General features: G+C 73.6%; 1 protein-coding gene. It reads left to right on the forward strand.

The window, feature by feature from the left end; all coding sequences use genetic code 11:
- Nucleotides 1–19 precede the first annotated feature (19 nt).
- Nucleotides 20–22,111, forward strand: a complete 22,092-nt coding sequence (locus ACZ4Z1_RS11805; protein WP_468486420.1) for a non-ribosomal peptide synthase/polyketide synthase — start codon at nt 20–22, stop codon at nt 22,109–22,111.
- Nucleotides 22,112–22,632 lie beyond the last annotated feature (521 nt).

The following is a 22,632-nucleotide window of genomic DNA, read 5'->3' on the forward strand; positions in this document are numbered from 1 at the left end:
AGGAAGAAGGAAACCCCTCATGATCCCGTTGTCCTTTGCGCAGCGCCGGCTGTGGTTCCTGCACAAGCTGGAGGGGCCGTCGGCGACGTACAACATGCCGCTGACGCTGCGGCTGAAGGGCAAGGTCGACGCGGAGGCGCTGCGTGCGGCGCTGCGGGACGTGACGGCCCGGCACGAGACGCTGCGTACGGTCTTCCCCGAGGTGGACGGCGAGCCGCGCCAGGTCGTCCTGGAGCCCGCCGACGCCGACTTCGGCTGGGAACACCGCCGGATACCGGAGGCGGAGCTGCGCGAGGCGCTGGAACGGGCGGCCCGGCACCCCTTCGACCTGGCCACCGAGGTACCGGTCCGCGTATGGCTGTACGAGACCGGCCCGGACGACCACGTCCTGCTCCTGCTGCTCCATCACATCGCCGGCGACGGCTGGTCGATGGGCCCGCTCGCCCGCGACGTCGTCGAGGCGTACACCGCGCGCACCGAACAGCGCGACCCGGACTGGCCCGAACTCCCGGTGCAGTACGTGGACTACACCCTGTGGCAGCGCGAACTGCTCGGCGACGAGAGCGATCCGGACAGCGTCTTCGCGCAGCAGGTCGCCTACTGGCGCGAGCAGTTGGCCGGCCTGCCCGACCTGGTGAGCTTCCCCACCGACCGGCCGCGCCCCGCGGTGGCCTCCTACGAGGGCGAGCACCTCACCTTCGACCTGGATCCCGCACTGCACCGGCGCCTGGTCGCCCTGGCCCGGCAGTCGAACACGACCGTCTTCATGGTCCTCCAGGCCGCGATGGCCGCGCTGCTCACCCGCCTCGGCGGCGGCCACGACATCCCCCTGGGCAGCGGTGTGGCCGGCCGCACCGACGAGGGCCTGGACGACCTCATCGGCTTCTTCGTCAACACCTTCGTGCTGCGCACGGACACCTCGGGTGACCCGAGCTTCGAGGAACTGCTCGGCCGGGTCCGCGAGACCAGCCTCGCCGCGTACGAGCACCAGGACGTGCCGTTCGAGCACCTGGTGGAACGCCTGAACCCGCGGCGCTCCACCGCCTACCACCCCCTCTTCCAGGTCGCCCTGGTCCTCCAGAACGCACCGAGCGAGGACTTCCAGCTGCCGGGCCTCCAGGTGCAGGCCGAAGTGGTCAGCGCGGGCACCTCGCGCTTCGACATGCTCGTCTCCCTGACCGAGGGCCACGACGCGGCCCACGGCCCGACGGGCATCGAGACCGTCGTCGAGTACGCCACGGAACTCTTCGACCGCGCGACGGTCGAGGGCCTGCTGGCCCGGTGGGTGCGGGTGCTGGAGCAGGTGACGGCCGACCCGTCGCTGCGCATCGGGCGGCTGGAGCTGCTGTCCGGCACCGAGCGCGACCAGGTGGTGGCCGGCTGGAACGCGACGGCCGCCGAGGTGTCCGGCACGACCCTCGCCGGGTTCGTCGCCGGGCACGCCCGCCGGGACGCGGAGGCCACGGCGGTCGTGTGCGGCGCCGAGACGCTGTCGTACGGCGAGCTGGACGCGCGGGCGAACCGGCTGGCGCACTGGCTCATCGGCCGGGGCGTGGGTCCGGAGAAGCTGGTGGGCGTGGTGCTGCCGCGGTCGGTGGAGATGGTGGTCGCCGTCCTCGCCGTACTGAAGGCGGGCGGCGCGTACGTACCCGTCGACCCTGAATACCCGCAGGAACGACGCGAGTTCATCCTCGCCGATGCGGCGCCCGTTCTCGTCCTGGACGAAGCGGCGGTGCGGCAGGACCTGTCCGGGTTCCCGGACACTGACCCGGGTGTGGACGTTGCGCCGGAGCATCCCGCGTACGTGATCTACACATCTGGTTCGACCGGCCGCCCCAAGGGTGTCGTGGTCCCGCACGCGGGCACGGCCAGCTTGGCGTACGCGCAGGTCCAGCGGCTGGGGGTGTCGGCGGGCAGCCGGGTTCTTCAGTTCGCTTCGCCGAGCTTCGATGCGGCGTGGTGGGAGCTGGTGATGGCGTTCGGCTCGGGTGCCACGTTGGTGGTGCCCGAGGGCGGGCGGCTGGTCGGTGAGGCGTTGCAGGAGGTGCTGGCCGGGCAGCGGGTGACCCACCTGACGCTGCCGCCGTCCGTACTGGGCGCGGTCCCGGCAGGCGCCGAGACGGCCCTGCCCGCGCTCACGACGGTGGTGCTGGCGGGCGAGGCCGCGCCGCCGGAGCTGATCGCCCGCTGGGCCGTGGACGGCCGGGAGGTCGTGAACGCGTACGGTCCGACGGAGTCGACGGTCTGCGTCTCGATGAGTGACACGGCCGACGAGCTGGTCGCGCCGATCGGGCGCCCGGTCACCAACACCAAGGCGTATGTGCTGGATGCGGAGCTGCGGCCGGTTCCGGTGGGTGTGATGGGTGAGCTGTATGTGTCGGGTGCGGGGCTGGCGCGTGGTTATGCGGGCCGGGCCGGGCTGACGGCGGAGCGGTTCGTGGCCTCGCCGTTCGAGGCGGGTGTGCGGATGTACCGGACGGGTGACCTGGCGCGGTGGCGTGCCGATGGTCAGCTGGAGTACCTGGGCCGGGCCGATGAGCAGGTCAAGGTCCGCGGTTTCCGTATCGAGCCGGGTGAGATCGAGTCCGCGCTGACGGCCTCCGAGGGTGTGCGGCAGGCCGTCGTCATCGCGCGTGAGGACGCGCCGGGCGATCAGCGGCTGGCCGCGTACGTGGTGCCGGACCTCGACGCGGCGATGCGGGCCGGTACGGAGGCCGACCCGGACGCGCAGGTGGAGGAGTGGCGCGAGATTTATGACTCGGTGTACTCCGGGTCGGGTGGCAGCGAACCGGCGGGCTTCGGTGAGGACTTCTCCGGCTGGGACAGCTCCTATACGGGTGAGCCGATTCCGCTGAGCGAGATGCGCGCGTGGCGGGACGCGGTCGTGGAGCGGGTGCGGGGCTTCGGCGGCCGCCGGGTGCTGGAGATCGGTGTGGGTGCCGGTCTGCTGATGGCGCACCTGGCCGGTGGCGTGGAGGAGTACTGGGGTACGGATCTGTCGGCCGCCGTGATCGAGCGGTTGTCGGCGCAGGTGGCCGAGGCGGGCCTGAGCGATCGTGTACGGCTGCGCAGCCAGGCGGCCGACGACGTGGACGGGCTTCCGGCCGGTCACTTCGACACCGTCCTGATCAACTCGGTGATCCAGTACTTCCCCGACGGCGCTTACCTGGCGAAGGTCATCGACCAACTGCTCGCTCTCGTCGCTCCCGGTGGCCGGCTGGTGATCGGTGACGTGCGGCACGCCGGGTCGCTGCGGGCGCTGCACGCGGCGGTGCACGCCGGTCGTGGCGCCTCGGCGCGTGCGGTGGTCGATCGCGCGGTGCTGCTGGAGAAGGAGCTGGTCACGGCGCCGGAGTTCTTCGCGGAGCTGGCGGCGCGGGACGAGCGGGTGGGTGCGCTGGACATCCGGCTCAAGCCCGGCGCGTACCACAACGAGCTGACCCGGCACCGCTACGAGGTCGTGCTGCACAAGGCCCCCGAGCAGGTCCTCGACGTGTCTTCGGCACGTCAGCTGCCATGGACCGCGGAGCTGGATCTGACCGCGGTGCTGGCCGGCTTCGACGGCGCGCCGCTGCGTGTCACGGGCATTCCCAGCGCGCGGCTGGCCGCCGAGGCGGCCATGGAACGGGCGCTGGACGGCCTGGACGCCGAGGAGTTCGAGGGCGCGGCCGTGGACCCGGAGGATCTGGTCGCGCGGGGCCGGGAACACGGTCTCCGCACCGTCCCCACCTGGTCGTCGCGGTCGGTGGCCCTCTTCGACGCGATAGTCCTTCCGGAGAACACGGAGGACACCGTCCTGTCGGGCGTCTATGTGCCCGCCGCCACCGGCGGCCCCTGGACCAACACCCCGGTCGCCGCCCGAGGCATCGGCGCCGTCGTCAAGGCGGCCCGCGCCCGCCTCGCCGAGCGCCTGCCCGAGTACATGGTCCCGTCGGCAGTGATGGTCCTGGACCGGCTGCCCCTGACACCGAACGGCAAGGTGGACCGCAAGGCCCTGCCCGCCCCCGAGTACACCGCCACCGCCAGCGGCCGGAAGCCGCGTGACGAGCAGGAAGCCACCCTCTGTGCCCTGTTCGCCGAGGTGCTGGGCGTGGACCGGGTCGGCATCGACGACAGCTTCTTCGACCTCGGCGGGCACTCGCTGCTCGCCACCCGCCTGGTGAGCCGCATCCGCAGTGCGCTCGACATCGAGATTCCGATCAAGGACGTGTTCGGTGCGCCGACGGTGGCCGCGCTGGCCGGACGTCTGGCGGCGGCCGCGGGGCAGGCCCGTACGGCACTGGTGCGGATGCCGCGCCCCGAGCGGGTTCCGCTGTCGTTCGCGCAGCGCCGGCTGTGGTTCCTGCACAAGCTGGAGGGGCCGTCGGCGACGTACAACATGCCGCTGGTGCTGCGGCTGACGGGCGGTGTCGACGCGGATGTCCTGCGGGCGGCGCTGGGTGACGTGGTGGCGCGGCACGAGTCGCTGCGGACCGTCTTCCGGGAGGACCACGACGGCGAGCCGTACCAGCTGGTGCTGGACCCGGCCGCGGCGGACTTCGGCTGGGAGCGCCGTACGGTCACCGAGGCGGAACTGCCCGCGGCCCTGGAGGACGAGGCGCGGTACGGCTTCGACCTCGCGACCGAGGTTCCGCTCCGGGCCTGGCTGCACGACATCGACGCCGGCACCAGCGTCCTGCTGCTCCTGCTGCACCACATCGCGGGCGACGGCTGGTCCATGGGCCCGCTGGCCCGCGACGTGATGGCGGCATACGGGGCCCGCGTGCAGGGCGCGGCCCCGCAGTGGGCGGAGCTGCCGGTGCAGTACGCGGACTACACCCTGTGGCAGCGCCAACTCCTCGGCGACGAGGCCGACCCGGACAGCGTCTACGCGAAGCAGGTGGACTACTGGACCGGGCAGCTGGCGGACCTGCCCGACCAGGTGACGTTCCCCGCCGACCGTCCCCGCCCCGCCGTCACGTCGTACGAGGGCGGCCACCTGGCCTTCACCCTCGACGCCGGCCTGCACGGGCGGCTGGTGGAGCTGGCGCGGCGCTCGAACACGACGGTGTTCATGGTGCTCCAGGCCGGTATGGCGGCGCTGCTGACGCGGCTCGGCGCCGGTACGGACATTCCGCTGGGTTCGCCGGTCGCCGGGCGTATGGACGACGCGCTCGACGATCTGGTGGGCTTCTTCGTCAATACGCTCGTGCTGCGGACGGACACGTCCGGCGACCCGAGTTTCGAGGAACTGCTCGCCCGGGTACGGGAGACGAACCTGGCCGCGTACGCGCACCAGGACGTGCCGTTCGAGCACCTGGTGGAACTTCTCAACCCGCGGCGGTCGACCGCCCACCACCCGCTCTTCCAGGTCATCCTGGGCCTCCAGAGCGGTCAGGAAGCGGCCTTCGGGCTCCCCGGCCTCCAGGTCGACGTGGAGGGCGTCGACCTCAGCGTGGCCAGGGCCGACCTGGTCTTCAACGTGGCCGAGGGCTACGACCGGACCGGCGAGCCGACGGGTATCGAGGCGCTGGCCGAGTACGCCACGGCGCTGTACGACCGCGCCACCGTCGAAGGCTTCGCCGCGCGCTGGGTGCGGCTGCTGGAGCAGGCGGTCGCCGACCCGTCGCGGCCGATCGGCCGGGCGGAGCTGCTGACGGCGGCGGAACGCGCCCGGCTGCTCTCCGAGTGGAACGGCACCGACGCCGACGTGCCCGCGCGGACGCTGGCCGGGCTGTTCGAGGACGAGGTGCGGCGTGCCCCGCAGGCCCCGGCCGTGGTGTCCGGCGAACTGGCCCTGTCGTACGGCGAGCTGAACGCGCGGGCGAACCGCCTGGCGCACCGGCTCATCGCTCAGGGCGTGGGGCCGGAGAAGCTGGTGGGCGTGGTGCTGCCGCGCTCGGTGGGGATGGTGGTCGCCGTCCTCGGCATCCTCAAGGCCGGTGGCGCCTACGTGCCCGTCGACCCGGACTACCCGAGGGAGCGCCGGGAGTTCATCCTCCGGGACGCCGCTCCGGTGCTGGTGCTGGACGAGGCGGCGCTGCGCCAGGACCTCTCCGGTTTCCCGGACACCGACCCGGACGTGCCCGTCGCGCCGGAGCACCCGGCGTACGTGATCTACACCTCCGGCTCCACCGGCACCCCCAAGGGCGTCGTCGTCCCGCACACCGGCGTGGCGAGCCTGGCCCGCGCGCAGGGCCGGCCCATGGGGGTCGGTCCGGGCAGCCGGGTCCTGCAGTTCGCGTCGCCCAGTTTCGACGCCGCCTGGGCGGAGCTGGTGATGACGTTCTCCTCGGGCGCCGCACTCGTGGTGCCGGAGAGCGGCCGGCTGGTCGGTGCGGCCCTCACGAGCGTGCTGGCGGAGCACGGTGTGACGCATGTGACGCTGCCGCCGTCCGTGCTGGGCGCGCTGCCGCCCGGCACCGAGGCGCGCCTGCCCGCTCTGCGGACCGTGCTGGTGGCCGGGGAGACGGTGCCGCCCGGGCTGGTGGCGCGCTGGGCCGTGGACGGCCGCCAGGTCGTCAACGCGTACGGCCCGACGGAGTCGACGGTCTGTGTGTCGATGAGCGACCCGGCGGACGCCGCGGACGGCCCGGTCGCGCCGATCGGCCGGCCGGTGCCCAACACGCGTGCGTACGTGCTGGATGCCGGGCTGCGGCCGGTGCCGGTGGGTGTGGTCGGTGAGCTGTATGTGTCGGGTGCGGGGCTGGCGCGTGGTTATGCGGGCCGGGCCGGGCTGACGGCGGAGCGGTTCGTGGCCTCGCCGTTCGAGGCGGGCGTGCGGATGTACCGGACGGGTGACCTGGCGCGGTGGCGTGCCGATGGTCAGCTGGAGTACCTGGGCCGGGCCGATGAGCAGGTCAAGGTCCGCGGTTTCCGTATCGAGCCGGGCGAGATCGAGTCGCTGCTGACCGCCTCCCGGGCCGTCCGGCAGGCGGCGGTCGTCGTCCGCGAGGACACCCCTGGTGACCAGCGGCTCGTCGCGTACGTCGTACCCGAGGACGGCCATGACGCGCCGGCCCGCCCCGCCGGGCTCCTCGCGGGCCTCGCCGAGCGGCTGCCCGCCCACATGGTCCCGTCCGCCGTCGTCCTCCTGGACCGGCTGCCGCTGACACCGAACGGCAAGCTGGACCGCAAGGCCCTGCCCGCTCCCGACTACGCGGCCGGTGCCGAGGGCCGTGCACCGCGCACCCCGCAGGAAGAGGTCCTGTGCGGCCTGTTCGCCGAGGTGCTGGGCGTGGACCGGGTCGGCATCGACGACAGCTTCTTCGACCTCGGCGGGCACTCGCTGCTCGCCACGCGGCTGGTCAGCCGTATCCGCAGCGTCCTCGGCACGGAACTGCCGATCAAGGACGTGTTCGGCGCACCCACGGTCGCCGGGCTGGCCGCGCGGCTGGAGGCGGCCGGCGGGCAGGCCCGTACGGCGCTGGTGCGGACGGAGCGGCCGGAGCGCGTGCCGCTGTCGTTCGCGCAGCGCCGCCTGTGGTTCCTGCACAAGCTGGAGGGCCCGTCCGCCACGTACAACATCCCGCTGGCCCTGCGGCTCGCGGGCGGGGTGGACAAGGAGGCGCTGCACGCGGCCCTGGCGGACGTGATCGGGCGGCACGAGTCGCTGCGTACGGTCTTCCCGGAGACCGACGGCGAGCCGTACCAGCGGGTACTGGGCCCGGCCGAGGCGGACTTCGGCTGGGAGCGGCGCACGGTCACGGAGGACGAGCTGCCCGCCGCCCTCGACGAGGCGGCCCGGCACACCTTCGAGCTGGCCACCGACGTACCCGTACGGGCCTGGCTCTTCGAGACCGGCCCGCAGGACTGCGTGCTGCTGCTCCTGCTGCACCACATCGCGGGTGACGGCTGGTCCATGGGCCCGCTGGCGCGCGACGTGGTCGCCGCGTACACCGCCCGCGGCCGGGGTGAGGCCCCGCAGTGGGCCGAGCTGCCCGTGCAGTACGCGGACTACTCCCTGTGGCAGCGCGAGCTGCTGGGCGACGAGTCGGACGCGGCCAGCGTCTACGCGCAGCAGATCGACTACTGGCGCGGGCAGCTGGCGGGCCTGCCGGAGCAGGTGACGTTCCCGGCCGACCGGCCGCGTCCGGCCGTCGCCTCCTACGAGGGCGCGTCGCTCGTCTTCGAGCTGGACGCGGAGCTGCACGGGCGGCTGGTGGAGCTGGCGCGGCGCTCGAACACGACGGTGTTCATGGTGCTCCAGGCCGGCATGGCGGCGCTGCTGACGCGGCTCGGCGCCGGTACGGACATCCCGCTGGGTTCGCCGGTCGCGGGCCGGATGGACGACGCCCTCGACGAGCTGGTGGGCTTCTTCGTCAACACGCTGGTGCTGCGGACGGACACCTCCGGCGACCCCGGCTTCGCGGAGCTGCTGGGCCGCGTCCGGGAAACGAACCTGGCCGCCTACGCCCACCAGGACGTGCCCTTCGAGCACCTGGTGGAACTCCTCAACCCGGAGCGCTCCACCGCCCACCACCCGCTCTTCCAGGTGATCCTCGGCCTCCAGAACGCCGAGGAGGCCGGCTTCGCGCTGCCGGGCATCGAGGTGGACATCGAGGGCGTCGACCTCAGCATCTCCAAGGCCGACCTCGAACTGAACGTCGTGGAGCGGCACGGCACGGACGGCGCGCCGCAGGGTGTCGTCTCCGCCGTGCAGTACTCCACCGAGCTGTTCGACCGGTCCACGGTCGAGGGCCTGCTGGGCCGGTGGGCGCGGCTGCTGGAGCAGGTGACGGCCGACCCGTCGCTGCGCATCGGCCAGGTCGAACTGCTGACCGGCGCCGAGTACGGCCAGGTCGTGTCCGAGTGGAACCGGACGGCCGCCGAGGTGCCGGCCACCACGCTCGCCGCGCTGTTCGGCGACCATGCGCGGCGGGACGCGGAGGCCGTGGCGGTCGTGTGCGGTGCCGAGACGCTGTCGTACGGGGAACTGGACGCGCGGGCGAACCGGCTGGCGCACTGGCTCATCGGTCGGGGCGTGGGTCCGGAGAAGCTGGTGGGCGTGGTGCTGCCACGGTCGGTGGAGATGGTGGTCGCCGTCCTCGCCGTACTGAAGGCGGGCGGCGCGTACGTACCCGTCGACCCTGAATACCCGCAGGAACGACGCGAGTTCATCCTCGCCGATGCGGCGCCCGTTCTCGTCCTGGACGAAGCGGCGGTGCGGCAGGACCTGTCCGGCTTCCCGGACACCGACCCGGGTGTGCGTGTCGCGTCGGAGCATCCCGCGTACGTGATCTACACCTCTGGTTCGACGGGCCGCCCCAAGGGTGTCGTGGTCTCCCACCGGGGTGTTGCGAGCCTGGCGTACGCGCAGGTCCAGCGGCTGGGGGTGTCGGCGGGCAGCCGGGTTCTTCAGTTCGCTTCGCCGAGCTTCGATGCGGCGTGGTGGGAGCTGGTGATGGCGTTCGGCTCGGGTGCCGCGCTGGTGGTGCCCGAGGGCGGGCGGCTGGTCGGTGAGGCGTTGCAGGAGGTGCTGGCCGGGCAGCGGGTGACCCACCTGACGCTGCCGCCGTCCGTACTGGGCGCGGTCCCGGCAGGCGCCGAGACGGCCCTGCCCGCGCTCACGACGGTGGTGCTGGCGGGCGAGGCCGCGCCGCCGGAGCTGATCGCCCGCTGGGCCGTGGACGGCCGGGAGGTCGTCAACGCGTACGGTCCGACGGAGTCGACGGTCTGCGTCTCGATGAGCGGGACCACCGACGCCACGGCCGCGCCGATCGGGCACCCGATCGCCAACACCTGTACGTACGTGCTGGACGCCGGGCTGCGGCCGGTGCCGGTGGGCGTGACCGGCGAACTGTACGCGGCGGGCGCGGGCCTGGCGCGTGGTTACGCGGGCCGCCCCGGGCTGACGGCGGAGCGGTTCGTCGCTTCGCCGTTCGCGCCGGGGGAACGGATGTACCGCACCGGCGACCTGGCGCGCTGGCGTGCAGATGGCCAGCTGGAATACCTGGGCCGGGCCGACGAGCAGGTCAAGCTGCGCGGCTTCCGCATCGAGCCGGGTGAGATCGAAGCGGTGCTGACCGGCTTCGGCGGAGTACGCCAGGCCGTCGTCATCGTGCGCGAGGACACCCCCGGTGACCAGCGGCTCGTCGCCTACGTCGTGCCGGACGGCACGGCTGCGCCCGAGCCCGCCGCCCTCACCGCCCACCTGGCGGAACGGCTGCCGGAGTACCTGGTCCCGGCCGCCGTACTGGTGCTGGACCGGCTCCCGCTGACCCCCAACGACAAGCTCGACCGCAGGGCCCTGCCCGTACCGGACTACGCGGCCGGTGCCGCGGCCGACGACGGGCGCACCCCGCGCACCCCGCAGGAAGAGACGCTGTGCCGGCTGTTCCGCGAAGTGCTGGACGTGGACCGGGTCGGCCTGGACGACAGCTTCTTCGACCTCGGCGGGCACTCGCTGCTCGCCACCCGGCTCGTCAGCCGGGTACGCGCCGAACTCGGCGTGGAACTGCCCTTCCGGGTGCTGTTCGAGGCACCGACGGTGGCCGGCCTGGTCGAACAGCTCGGCCTCGGCGGCCCGGCCCGCACCTCGCTCGCCCCCATGCCGCGCCCGGACCTGATCCCGCTGTCCTTCGCGCAGCGCCGCCTGTGGTTCCTGCACCAGATGCAGGGCCCGTCGGCGACGTACAACATGCCGCTGCCACTGCGCCTGAAGGGCACCGTGGACCATGAGGCGCTGCGGGTCGCGCTGCACGACGCGGTCGGCCGGCACGACGCGCTGCGCACCGTCTTCCGCGTCACCGACGGCGAGCCGCACCAGGTGGTGCTGGACGCCGCCGACGCGGACTTCGGCTGGGAGCGGCGCACGGTCACCGAGGCGGAGCTGCCCGCCGCCCTCGACACGGCGGCCCGGTACACCTTCGACCTGACCGCCGAACTGCCCTTCCGCGCCGGGCTGTTCGAGCTGGGGCCGGACGACTGCGTCCTGCTGCTGCTCCTGCACCACATCACCGGTGACGGCTGGTCCATGGGGCCGCTCGCCCGCGACGTGGTGACGGCGTACGAGGCGCGCAAGCGCGGTACGGCGCCGCGCTGGGAGCCGCTGCCGGTGCAGTACATCGACTACACGCTGTGGCAGCGCGAACTGCTCGGCGACGAGGACGACCCGGAGAGCATGTACGGACAGCAAGTGGCCTACTGGCGCGAGGCGCTGGCCGGCCTGCCCGATCAGATCAGCCTGCCCGCCGACCGCCCCCGCCCCGCTGTCGCCTCGTACGCGGGTGCCTCGGTACCCTTCGAACTGGACGCGGCGACGCACGCGCGGCTGGCGGAGCTGGCCCGCGACGCGGGCGGCACGGTCTTCATGGCCCTCCAGGCGGCCCTGGCCGCACTGCTGACGCGGCTCGGCGCGGGGACGGACATCCCGGTGGGGTCGCCGGTCGCGGGCCGGATGGACGACGCGCTCAACGACCTGGTGGGCTTCTTCGTCAACACGCTCGTCCTGCGGACGGACACCTCCGGCGACCCCGGCTTCGCGGAACTGCTCGAACGCGTCCGGGACACCAACCTGGCCGCCTACGCCCACCAGGACGTGCCCTTCGACCACCTCGTGGAACTGCTGAACCCGCGGCGCTCCACCTCCCACCACCCGCTCTTCCAGGTGATGCTGGTCCTCCAGGACGACCCGTCCGGCGGATTCACCCTGCCCGGACTGGACGTCAGCGGCGAGGCGGTGGACATCGAGACCGCCAAGGTGGACCTGTCCGTGAACGTGCTGGAGCGGCACGGCGCCGACGGCACGCCGGCCGGTATCGCGGGCACGGTGAAGTACGCGACCGACCTGTTCGACCGGTCCACGGTCGAAGGACTGCTGACACGCTTCCGGCGGCTGCTGGAGCAGATGACGGCCGACCCGGCGCTGCCGCTCGGCCGGGTCCGGCTGCTCGACGAGCAGGAACGCGGACAGATGCTCGCCGCCTGGAACGACACGGCGGTGGAAGTGCCCGAGTTCACCCTCCCCGAGCAGTTCGAGATCCAGGTACGGCGCGCCCCGGACGCGGTCGCCGTGGTGTGCGGCACGCAGACCGTGACGTACGGGGAGCTGAACGCGCGGGCGAACCGGCTGGCGCACTGGCTCATCGAGCAGGGCGTGGCGCCGGAGCAGCGGGTGGCGGTGGTGCTGCCGCGCTCCGTCGGCCTGGTGGTGGCGCTGCTGGCCGTACTGAAGGCGGGCGGTGCGTACGTGCCCGTCGACCCCGAATACCCGCGGGAGCGGCGGGCCTTCGTGCTCGCCGACGCGGCGCCGCTGCTCGTCCTGGACGAGGCGGCGACGGACCGCGACCTGTCCGGCTACTCGGACGACGATCCCGAGACCGACGTCGGGATGGAACACCCCGCGTACGTCATCTACACCTCCGGCTCCACCGGCACCCCCAAGGGCGTGGTGACCGAGCACCGCGCCGTCGTCAACTACCTCAACTGGGCCGCCCACCACTACCCGGCGGCCCGCGGCGCCACCCTCGTCCCCACCTCGATCGCCTTCGACCTGACCGTCACCGGCCTCTACACGACGCTCACCGTCGGCGGCCGGGTCTACCTGGGCAGCCTGGACGACGTGGCCGGGCAGGACAACGCGGTGCCGGTGGCCCTGCTGAAGGCCACCCCGTCGCACCTGCCGCTCCTCGGCGACCTGCCCAAGCGCTGGTCACCCGGCGAGATGCTGATCCTCGGCGGCGAGGCGCTGACCGCCGCGGCCCTCCAGCAGTGGCGCGCCGGCCACCGCCGGGTCACCGTCGTCAACGCCTACGGGCCGACCGAGACGACCGTCAACTGCACCGAGTTCCGCATCGGCCCCAAGCAGAAGCTGCCCGCCGGGCCGGTGCCGATCGGCCGCCCCTTCTGGAACATGCGGGCCTACGTCCTCGACGAACACCTGGAGCCGGTGCCGACCGGCACCGCGGGCGAGCTGTACGTCGCGGGCGCCCAGCTGGCCCGCGGCTACCTCGGCCGCCCGGGGCTGACCGCCGAACGCTTCGTGGCCTGCCCGTTCGAGCCGGGCGTACGGATGTACCGCACCGGCGACCTGGCGCGCTGGCGGCCGGACGGCCAGCTGGAGTACGCGGGCCGGGCCGACGAGCAGATCAAGATCCGCGGCTTCCGCATCGAACCCGGCGAGGTCGCCTCGACGCTGCTGGACCACCCGGACGTCCGGCAGGCCGTCGTCGTGGCCCGCGACGGCGGACAGGGCGACACCCGGCTCGTCGGATACGTCGTACCCGAGAACCGCGCGGACGGGCCCGCCGCCGTGGACACCGCCGCGCTGCGCGCGCACGCCGCCGGGCGGCTGCCCGAGTACATGGTCCCGGCCGCGGTGGTGGTCCTCGACGCCGTACCGCTGACGCCCAACGGCAAGCTCGACCACCGCGCCCTGCCCGCGCCGGACTTCGGTGCCCTGAGTGCCGGGCGCGCACCGCGCACGCCGCGCGAGGAGATGCTGTGCGGCCTGTACGCCGACGTGCTCGGCGTCGAGCGGGTCTCCATCGACGACAGCTTCTTCGACCTGGGCGGCCACTCCCTGCTCGCCACCCGGCTGGTCGGCCGCGTCCGCGCCGTCCTCGGTGTCGAGCTGCCGCTCGGCGCGGTCTTCGAGGCCCCGACGGTCGCCGGGCTGGCCGCCCGGCTGGACGCGGCCGGGGGACAGGTGCGGACGGCCCTCGTGCCGATGCCCCGCCCGCAGGCCGTACCGCTGTCCTTCGCCCAGCGCCGCCTGTGGTTCCTGCACCAGCTGGAGGGCCCGTCCGCGGCCTACAACTGGCCGCTCGCGCTCCGCCTCACCGGGACCGTGGACCGGCAGGCACTGCGCGAGGCGCTGAACGACCTGGTCGCCCGGCACGAGTCGCTGCGCACCGTCTTCCCGGACGTGGACGGCGAACCGCGGCAGGTGGTGCTCGCCCCGGCCGACGCGGTCCTGGACCTGCGGGTCGAGCAGGTGACGGCGGAGCGGCTGCACCGGGCCGTGCAGGAGGCGGCCGGCCACCGCTTCGGGCTGGACAGCGAACCGCCCGTCCGCGCCTGGCTGTTCGAGCGGCCGGACGGCGGCGCGCCGGTCCTCGTCCTGGTGATGCACCACATCATCGGTGACGGCGCTTCCCGCGCCCCGCTGATGCGCGACCTCAGGACCGCCTACGAGGCCCGCCTCGCGGGCGCGGCCCCCGGCTGGAGCCCACTGCCCGTCCAGTACGCGGACTACGCGATCTGGCAGCAGGAACTCCTCGGCCGGGCCGACGAGCCCGACAGCCTGGCCGCACGCCAGCTCGCCTACTGGAAGGACGCGCTCGACGGCATCCCCGCCCAGCTCGAACTGCCCACCGACCGGCCGCGGCCCGCCGTCGCGGACTACCGCGGCGACCTGCTGCCCTTCACCCTGGACGCGGAACTCCACGCCGGGCTCCGCAAGCTCGCGGCGGACACCCACACCACCCTGTTCATGGTGCTCCAGACCGGCTTCGCCGCGCTGCTGTCCCGGCTCGGCGCCGGCCACGACATCCCGGTGGGCGTTCCGATCGCGGGTCGTACCGACGAGGCGCTGACCGACTTGGTGGGCTTCTTCGTCAACACGCTGGTGCTGCGGACGGACACCTCGGGCGACCCCCGGTTCGACGACCTCCTCGGCCGCGCCCGGGACCGCTCCCTGGCCGCCTACGCGCACCAGGACCTGCCGTTCGAGTACCTGGTCGAGGCGGTCAACCCGGTGCGGTCGCTGTCCGGCAACGCGCTGTTCCAGGTCATGTTCGCGCTCCAGAACGTGGACGCGCCGACTCTGACCATGGCCGGCGCCGAGGCCGAGCCGTACCCGCTGGACAGCGAGAACTCCAAGTTCGACCTGTTCCTGAGCATGGGCGAGGCGCTGACGGAGACGGGCGCCCCGGACGGCATCAGCGCCACGCTGGAGTACGCCACCGAGCTGTTCGACCGGAGCACGGCCGAGAAGATCGCCGCCTGGTACACCGGATTCCTGCGCGCGGTGGTGCGCGACCCGGCCGTACGCCTCGCCGACGCCCGGCTGCTCTCCGACGAGGAGCACACCGAACTCCTGCGGACCCGCAACACGACCGCGGGCCGCACGCCCGCCGGGCTGCCGCACGAACGCTTCGAGCAGCAGGCGGCCCGCACCCCCGGCGCCCTCGCCGTGCGCGCGGGCGACCAGGAGACGGACTACGCGGAGCTCAACCGCCGCGCCAACCGGCTCGCCCGCCTGCTCCTGGACAGCGGCATCGGCCGGGACCGCGTGGTGGCGCTGGCGCTGCCCCGCACGGCAGACCTCGTCGTCGCGCTGCTCGCCGTCATGAAGACCGGCGCGGCCTACCTGCCGCTCGACCCGGCCAACCCGGCCGACCGGCTCGCGTACGTCCTGCAGGACGCGCGGCCCGCCGCCGTGATCACCACCACGGACCTGCACGGCGCCCTGCCGGAACCGCTGCCCGGGCAGTGCGTCCGGCTCGGCGACCCGGAGACCGAGGAGCGGCTCGGCGCCCGCCGGGACGACGACGTGAACGACGCCGAACGCGGCACACCGGTCCATCCGGCGGACGCCGCCTACGTCATCTACACCTCCGGCTCCACCGGCCGGCCGAAGGGCGTGGTGATCTCCTACGCGAGCATCGCGCACTTCCTGGACGCGCTCCTGACCCGCGTACCGATGACACCGGACGACCGCATGGTGGCCGCCACCACGATCACCTTCGACATCGCCGCCGTGGAGATCCACGCCCCGCTGCTGTCCGGCGCGAGCGTGGTGCTCGCACCGTCGGAGACGGCCAAGGACCCGCTCGCCCTGCGGCGCCTGGTCGCGGACAGCGGCGCGACCCTCTTCCAGGCCACCCCGTCGGTCTACCGGTCGATGCTGGGCGGCTCCGGTGACGGACCGGACGACGACACGGGCGACCTCTCGGGCGTACGGCTGCTGGTCGGCGGTGAGGCGCTGCCCGCCGCCCTGGCCGAGCGGCTGCACGCCCGGGGCGGCGGCGCCGTCAACCTCTACGGGCCGACGGAGGCCACCGTCTGGGTCACGACCAGCGAGGTCACCGGCCCGGAACGGCCGCCGATGATCGGCACGCCGCTGCCCGGCGTCCAGGTGTACGTCCTGGACGAGAAGCTGCGGCCGGTACCGGACGGAGTCGTCGGCGAGCTGTACGTGGCCGGGCCCTTCCTGGCCCGCGGCTACCTCGACCGCCGCGGCCTGACCGCCGAACGCTTCGTCGCCGGCCCGTACGGCGCCCCCGGAGAGCGGATGTACCGCACCGGCGACCTCGTCAAGTGGCGCGGCGAGCACGGCCTGGAGTTCGTGGGCCGCGCCGACGACCAGGTCAAGGTCCGCGGCTTCCGCATCGAGCTGGGCGAGATCGAGGCCGCCCTCATCCGCCAGGACGGCATCGCCGCCGCCACCGTGCAGGTCCGCGAGGACCACGGCACGCCGCGGCTGGTCGGCTACGTCGTCCCCGACCAGCAGGCCACGGCGGACGGCGAGGACGGCCGCCGGGTGGCCTCCTGGCAGGAGGTGTACGAGGAGGTCTACCGCGGCCAGGCCGGCAGCGGCGGGTTCTGGGAGGACTTCGGCATCTGGACGAGCAGCTACGACGGCTCGCCCCTGCCGCTCACCGAGATGCACCGGTGGCGCGCCGCCGCGGTCGAGTCCATCCGGCGCCTGGCACCCCGCAACGTCCTCGAACTCGGCGTCGGCAACGGCCTGATCCTCTCCCAGGTCGCCCCGCACTGCGCGGCCTACTGGGGCACCGACTTCTCCGCCGCGGCGGTCGCGACCCTGCGGGAGCGGGTGGCGGAACGCGACGACCTGCGCGACCACGTCGAACTGCGGGCCCAGCCCGCGGACGACCTGACCGGGCTGCCCGAGGGCTTCTTCGACACCGTCGTCGTCAACTCCGTCGCCCAGTACTTCCCCGACGCCCGCTACCTGACCGACGTCATCACCAAGGCCCTGTCCCTGCTCGTGCCGGGCGGCTCGCTCTTCCTCGGCGACATCCGCAACCTGCGCCTGCTGCGCACCCTCCAGGCCGGAGTCGCCGCGCAGGCCCTCGGCGCCGACGCCGGCCCGGCCGCCCTGCGGGCCCAGGTCGACCAGCGCACCGCGGCCGAGGAGGAACTGCTCCTCGCGCCCGACTTCTTCACCACGCTGGCCGCCGCCCTCCCGGACGCCGGCGGCGCCGACATCCGCCTCAAGCGCGGCACCTTCGACAACGAACTGTCCCGCTACCGCTACGACGTGGTCATCACCCGGACCCCGGCCGCCCCCGCCCCGGTGGACGCACTGCCCGTCGTCACCTGGCAGCAGGCGGGCGCGGACCTCGACGGGCTGGCCGGGCCGCTCCGCGAGAACCCCGGCGGCCTGCGCCTGACGGACGTCCCCAACGCGCGGCTGGCGGCCGACGCGGCCGTACTGCGCCGCGTCGACGGCGGCACCGGGCCGGGCACCGGAACCGACCCGGAGACCCTGCACCAGTACGTCGAACAGCTCGGCTTCCACGCCGTCGCGACATGGGCGCAGTCCGGGCGCGACGACCGCTTCGACGCCGTCGTCCTGCCCGGCCCCGACGCGCCCGGCGCACTCGTCGCGGCCTACCGCGGCACACCCGGCGACCGGGCACCGGCGGAGTACGCCAACACCCCGGCCCGCCCGGACCGGACCGCCGAACTCAGCCGTGACCTGCGGGCGAAGCTGAGCCGGTGGCTGCCGGAGTACATGGTCCCGTCCGCGTTCGTCGTCCTGGACCGGTTGCCGCTCTCCCCGATCGGCAAACTGGACCGCACGGCCCTGCCCGCACCCGACTACGGGCTGCTCAGCGCAGGCCGGGCGCCCCGCACCCCCCGCGAGGAAGCCCTGTGCGGGCTGTTCGCCGAGGTGCTGGGGCTGGAACGGGTCGGCATCGACGACAGCTTCTTCGAGCTGGGCGGCCACTCGCTGCTCGCGACGCGGCTGGTCAGCCGCATCCGCAGGACGCTGGGCGCCGAGGTGCCGATCGCCGCGGTGTTCGAGGCGCCGACCGTGGCCGGGCTCGCCGACCGGCTGGACGCGGGCGGACGGGCCCGTACGGCGCCGGTGGCCGGACCGCGCCCGGACGCCGTACCGCTGTCGTTCGCCCAGCGCCGCCTGTGGTTCCTGCACAAGCTGGAGGGGCCGTCGGCGACGTACAACATGCCGGTGGCGCTGCGGCTGAAGGGCACGGTCGACCAGGACGCGCTGCGCGGCGCCCTGCACGACGTGATCGCCCGGCACGAGTCGCTGCGCACCGTCTTCCCCGAGGCCGACGGCGAGCCGCGGCAGGCGGTCCTGGAGGCCGCGGCGGTGGACTTCGGCTGGCGGGTACGCGCCGTCACGGCGACGGAACTGCCGGGCGTACTGCGGGACGCGGCGGCCCACCCGTTCGACCTGGCCGCCGAAGCGCCGGTCCGCGCCGAGCTGTTCGAGGAGGCCGGAGCCGACGGCGGACCCAGCCACGTCCTGCTGATCCTGCTGCACCACATCGCGGGCGACGCCTGGTCGGCGGGCCGCCTGATCCGCGACCTGGCCGCCGCCTACACCGCGCGGTGCGAGGGCGGCACGCCCCGCTGGCCCGCGCTGCCGGTGCAGTACATCGACTACGCGCTGTGGCAGCGGGAGGTGCTCGGCGACGAGGACGACCCGGACAGCGCCATCTCCCGGCAGATCGCCTACTGGCAGAAGCTCCTGGACGGCGCGCCCGAGGAACTGGCCCTGCCCGCCGACCGGCCGCGCCCGGCCGAACCGAGCTACGAGGGCGGCGCCGTCACCTTCGAACTGCCGGTCCGCACCCACCGCGGCCTGGCGTCGCTGGCCACCGCCTCCGGCGCGAGCCCCGCGATGGTCATCCAGGCGGCCGTCGCGGCGCTGCTGGCCAAGCACGGCGCCGGTACGGACATCGTGCTCGGCACCCCCGTCGCCGGACGGACCGACGAGGCGCTGGACGACCTGGTCGGCTTCTTCGTCAACACCCTGGTGCTCCGCGCCGACCTGTCCGGCGACCCGTCGTTCGGCGAGCTGATCGACCGGGTGCGGCAGGCCGGGCTGGAGGCGTACGCGCACCAGGACCTGCCGTTCGAGCGACTGGTGGAGATCATCAACCCGTACCGTTCGACGGCCCGGCACCCGCTCTTCCAGGTCATGGTCGACTTCGGGGTGCAGGGCGCCGACGGGCCGGGACTGCCCGGACTGGACGTCGAAGCGGTCGAACTGGAAGCCGGGGCGGCCAAGTTCGACCTGGACTTCACCTTCAACGAGCGCGTCGCGGACGACGGCACGCCCGGCGGCGTCGTGGGCACCCTGCGCTACGCCACCGAGCTGTTCGACCGTACGACGGCCACCGCCCTCGCGGAGCGGCTGGTGGACCTGGTCGCCACGGTGGTGGCCGACCCGCGCCGGAAGGTGTCCCGGCTCGACGTACGCACCGCCGGCGAGCGCCGTCTCATGGCGGAGCAGGCGGCCCGGCGCCCGGCGACCGCCGCCGTACCGGACACCGTCGTCCGCCTGTTCGAGCGGCAGGCGGCGGTCACGCCCGGTGCGCCCGCCGTGACCGCCGACGACGGCACGCTGACGTACGGGCAGCTCAACGGCCGCGCCAACCGGATCGCCCGGCGGCTGGCCGGACTCGGCGCCGGCCCCGGGCAGGTGGTGGCACTGGCAGCGCCGCCGTCCGCGCGGGCGGTCGTCGCGCTGCTGGCCGTCCTCAAGGCGGGCGCGGCGTACGTGGCGCTCGACGGCCCGGGCGATCCCGAGGCCCACCGGGACGCGCTCGACGCTGCCGGTGCGCTGCTGGTCGTCGCCGGGGCGGGCTTCGACACCGCGGTCGCGGGCGGCCGGACCATCGTCCGGCTGGACGCGGTGTACGAGGAGGTCGCGGCCGAGACCGACCTCATCGGCGCCGCCGATCTCACCGCCGCCGATCTCACCGACGCCGAGCGGACGACGCCGCTGCTGCCGGAGCACCCGGCGCGCGCCGCGCACCGCCCCGGCCACCTTCCCGTACCGCATGCGGCGCTCACCGAACTGTTCGCCCACCACCAGCAGCACCTGTTCGCCGACGCCGTAAGCGCGGCGGAGCAGGAGCGGCTGCGCATCGCCCTGACGGTGCCGCTCTCCGCACCAGGCGCCTGGGACGCCCTGACGGGCCTGCTCGCCGGGCACGAGCTGCACCTGCGGGGTGGCGTGCACCCGCGCGAGGACCGGGGCCTGCCGACCCCGGAGGACACCGCCGGGCAGCTCCGCGCGGCCGGCGTCCACCTGGTCGCCACCACCCCGCGGCAGACCGAACAGCTGCTGGACGCGGGCCTCTGCACGCCGGACGGTGGCCGTCCCGCACCCGTCGGACTGGTGCTGTCCGGCGAGCCCGCCGGAACGGCGCTGTGGCACCGGCTGCGGGAACTGCCCGCGACGCGGGCGTACGCCGTGCACCGCCCCTCCGGGTGCGCCGCGGCGACGCTGCCGGGCCGGGTGGCGGACTCGGCCGAGCCCACCCTCGGCACCCCGGCGGCCGGCACCGGGGTGTACGTCCTGGACGCCGGGCTGCGGCCGGTGCCGCCGGGCGTGACGGGCGAGCTGTACGTGCACGTCCCGCAGCGGCACGCGGCGTACGCGAGCGCGGCCGTCCTGACCGCCGAGCGGCTGGTGCCCGACCCGTTCCGGCCGGGCGCCTGGATGTACCGCACGGGCGAGCTGGTGCGCCGCCGCGCCGGCGCGGACGGACCGGCCCTGGAATCCGTCGCGCAGGCGGGGGAGCACGTCGTCCTGCGCGGCCTGCGGATCGAACCGCGCGCCGTCGAGACGGCGTTGACGTCGCACCCGGCCGTCGTCGCGGCCGCGGTGGCGGTCCGCGAGGACGGTGACGGGGCGGAGACCCTGACGGCGTACGCGGTGCCCGCGCGCGCCGCCGGCGCACCCGGACCCGACGCGCTCCGCGCCTACCTCGGGGAGCGGCTGTCGGAACACCTCGTCCCGGCCGCCGTGGTCCTGCTCGACCGGCTGCCGCTGACCGGCCACGGCACCCTCGACCGGGCGGCGCTGCCGCTGCCGCAGGAGGAGCCGGACGGTCCCGGAAGGCCGCCGCGCACGCCCAGGGAAGAGCTGCTGTGCGGCCTGTTCGCGGAAATCCTCCATGTCCCGCACGTGAACGTGGACGACAATTTCTTCGAACTCGGCGGGCACTCCCTCTCGGCGGTCCGGCTGCTCGTGCGGATCCATGCCGTACTGGGCGTGGAATTCCCGGTGAAGGCCATTCTGGAAACCCCCACGGTGGCCGGACTGGCCCGGCGCCTGGACGCCGGCACCGAGGACGGCGCGCTGGATGTCCTGCTGCCGCTGCGTGCGCACGGCAGCAAACCGCCGGTCTTCTGCATCCACGCCGGAAGCGGACTCGGCTGGTCGTATTCGGGACTGCTCCGGCACCTCGACCCGGACGTTCCCGTGTACGCCGTACAAGCGGCCGGTCTCGACGGTTCGGGAAACCTCCCGGATTCCGTCGAGGAAATGGCGGCGCACTACGTCGACCGTATTCTTCAGACGCAGCCGGACGGGCCGTACCACCTTCTCGGCTGGTCGTTCGGTGGAATCGTCGCGCACCGGATGGCGGACCAGCTGGAGAAGCGCGGCAAGCGCGTCGGCCTGCTCACCCTGCTCGACTGCCACCCGGCGAGCACGGTCACCCGGGAGGAGGTGGAGGAGTCCCTGACGAAGGTCAGGACGGCCGACGTGTACCGCGCCATGCTGGGCCTTTTCGACATTGAACTCGACGACGAGGAAGCCGCGCGGCTCACCCACGAAAGCACCGTTGACCTGCTCCGCACGAAGAACACCGCACTGGCCGGCCTCTCGGAGACCGAGGTCCGGGCGATGACCGAGGTCACGATCAACAACGCGCGCATCGGACTGGACGTGGTGCACCACCCCGTCTCCGCACCCGCGCTGATCCTGGCCGCCTCCGAAGAGACCGGACACCAGCTCCTGCCGGGCATGTGGGACCCGTATTTCGAAGGGGACGTCGAATTCCGGGAGATTCCCTGCACGCACACCCACATGATGAATCCCGGGCCGCTGGAGATCATCGGCGCCGCCGTCTCCGAGAAGCTGCGCACCGCCTTCCGGGAAGGGACGGCCGACTGACCTGACAACGGCGCACCGCCGTACCACCAGGACGCCGCAAGGGCCCGGACGTCCGCACCGCGCCGACCGTTCCCGCGGATTTCGGCGCGGCGCGGACGCGATTGTCCGCGCCCGCGGAAAATCCGCCTGCCCGACCGCCGGGCGGCGTACGGGATTTGACCGGACGCGGAGATCCATGACCTTGACGCCGCCCCGGACGGCTGGTTGACTCAAGTGAGATCCAGGCAGGCATCGGCCGGCCGGATCGGATACAGACGGTGTGCATGTCTACGGGGGATTGCGATATGGCACGAGTCATGCGGAGAGGGCCGCGACCACCGGCCTCCGCGCAGCGGAAATCACGTACGGCGCCGCGTTCGTCGAACCGTCCCGGGTGAGCCCGGCCGGGCGCCCGCGTGCGTCCGCCCGAGGGCGCTGACCCGACGCTTCCTTTCCGCGAGCCCACCCGGTGCCTCGCGTGTTTCCCACCGCCGTACGGCTGTTCAGCATCCGTACCTGAACGCATGAACCGGTGTCCCGTG

The sequence above is a fragment of the Streptomyces sp. NPDC030165 genome (assembly GCF_055573595.1).

Bases quoted from the DNA above. Each gene is read 5' to 3' on its own strand.
- ACZ4Z1_RS11805 (WP_468486420.1), top strand. From the start codon at position 20: ATGATCCCGTTGTCCTTTGCGCAGCGCCGGCTGTGGTTCCTGCACAAG.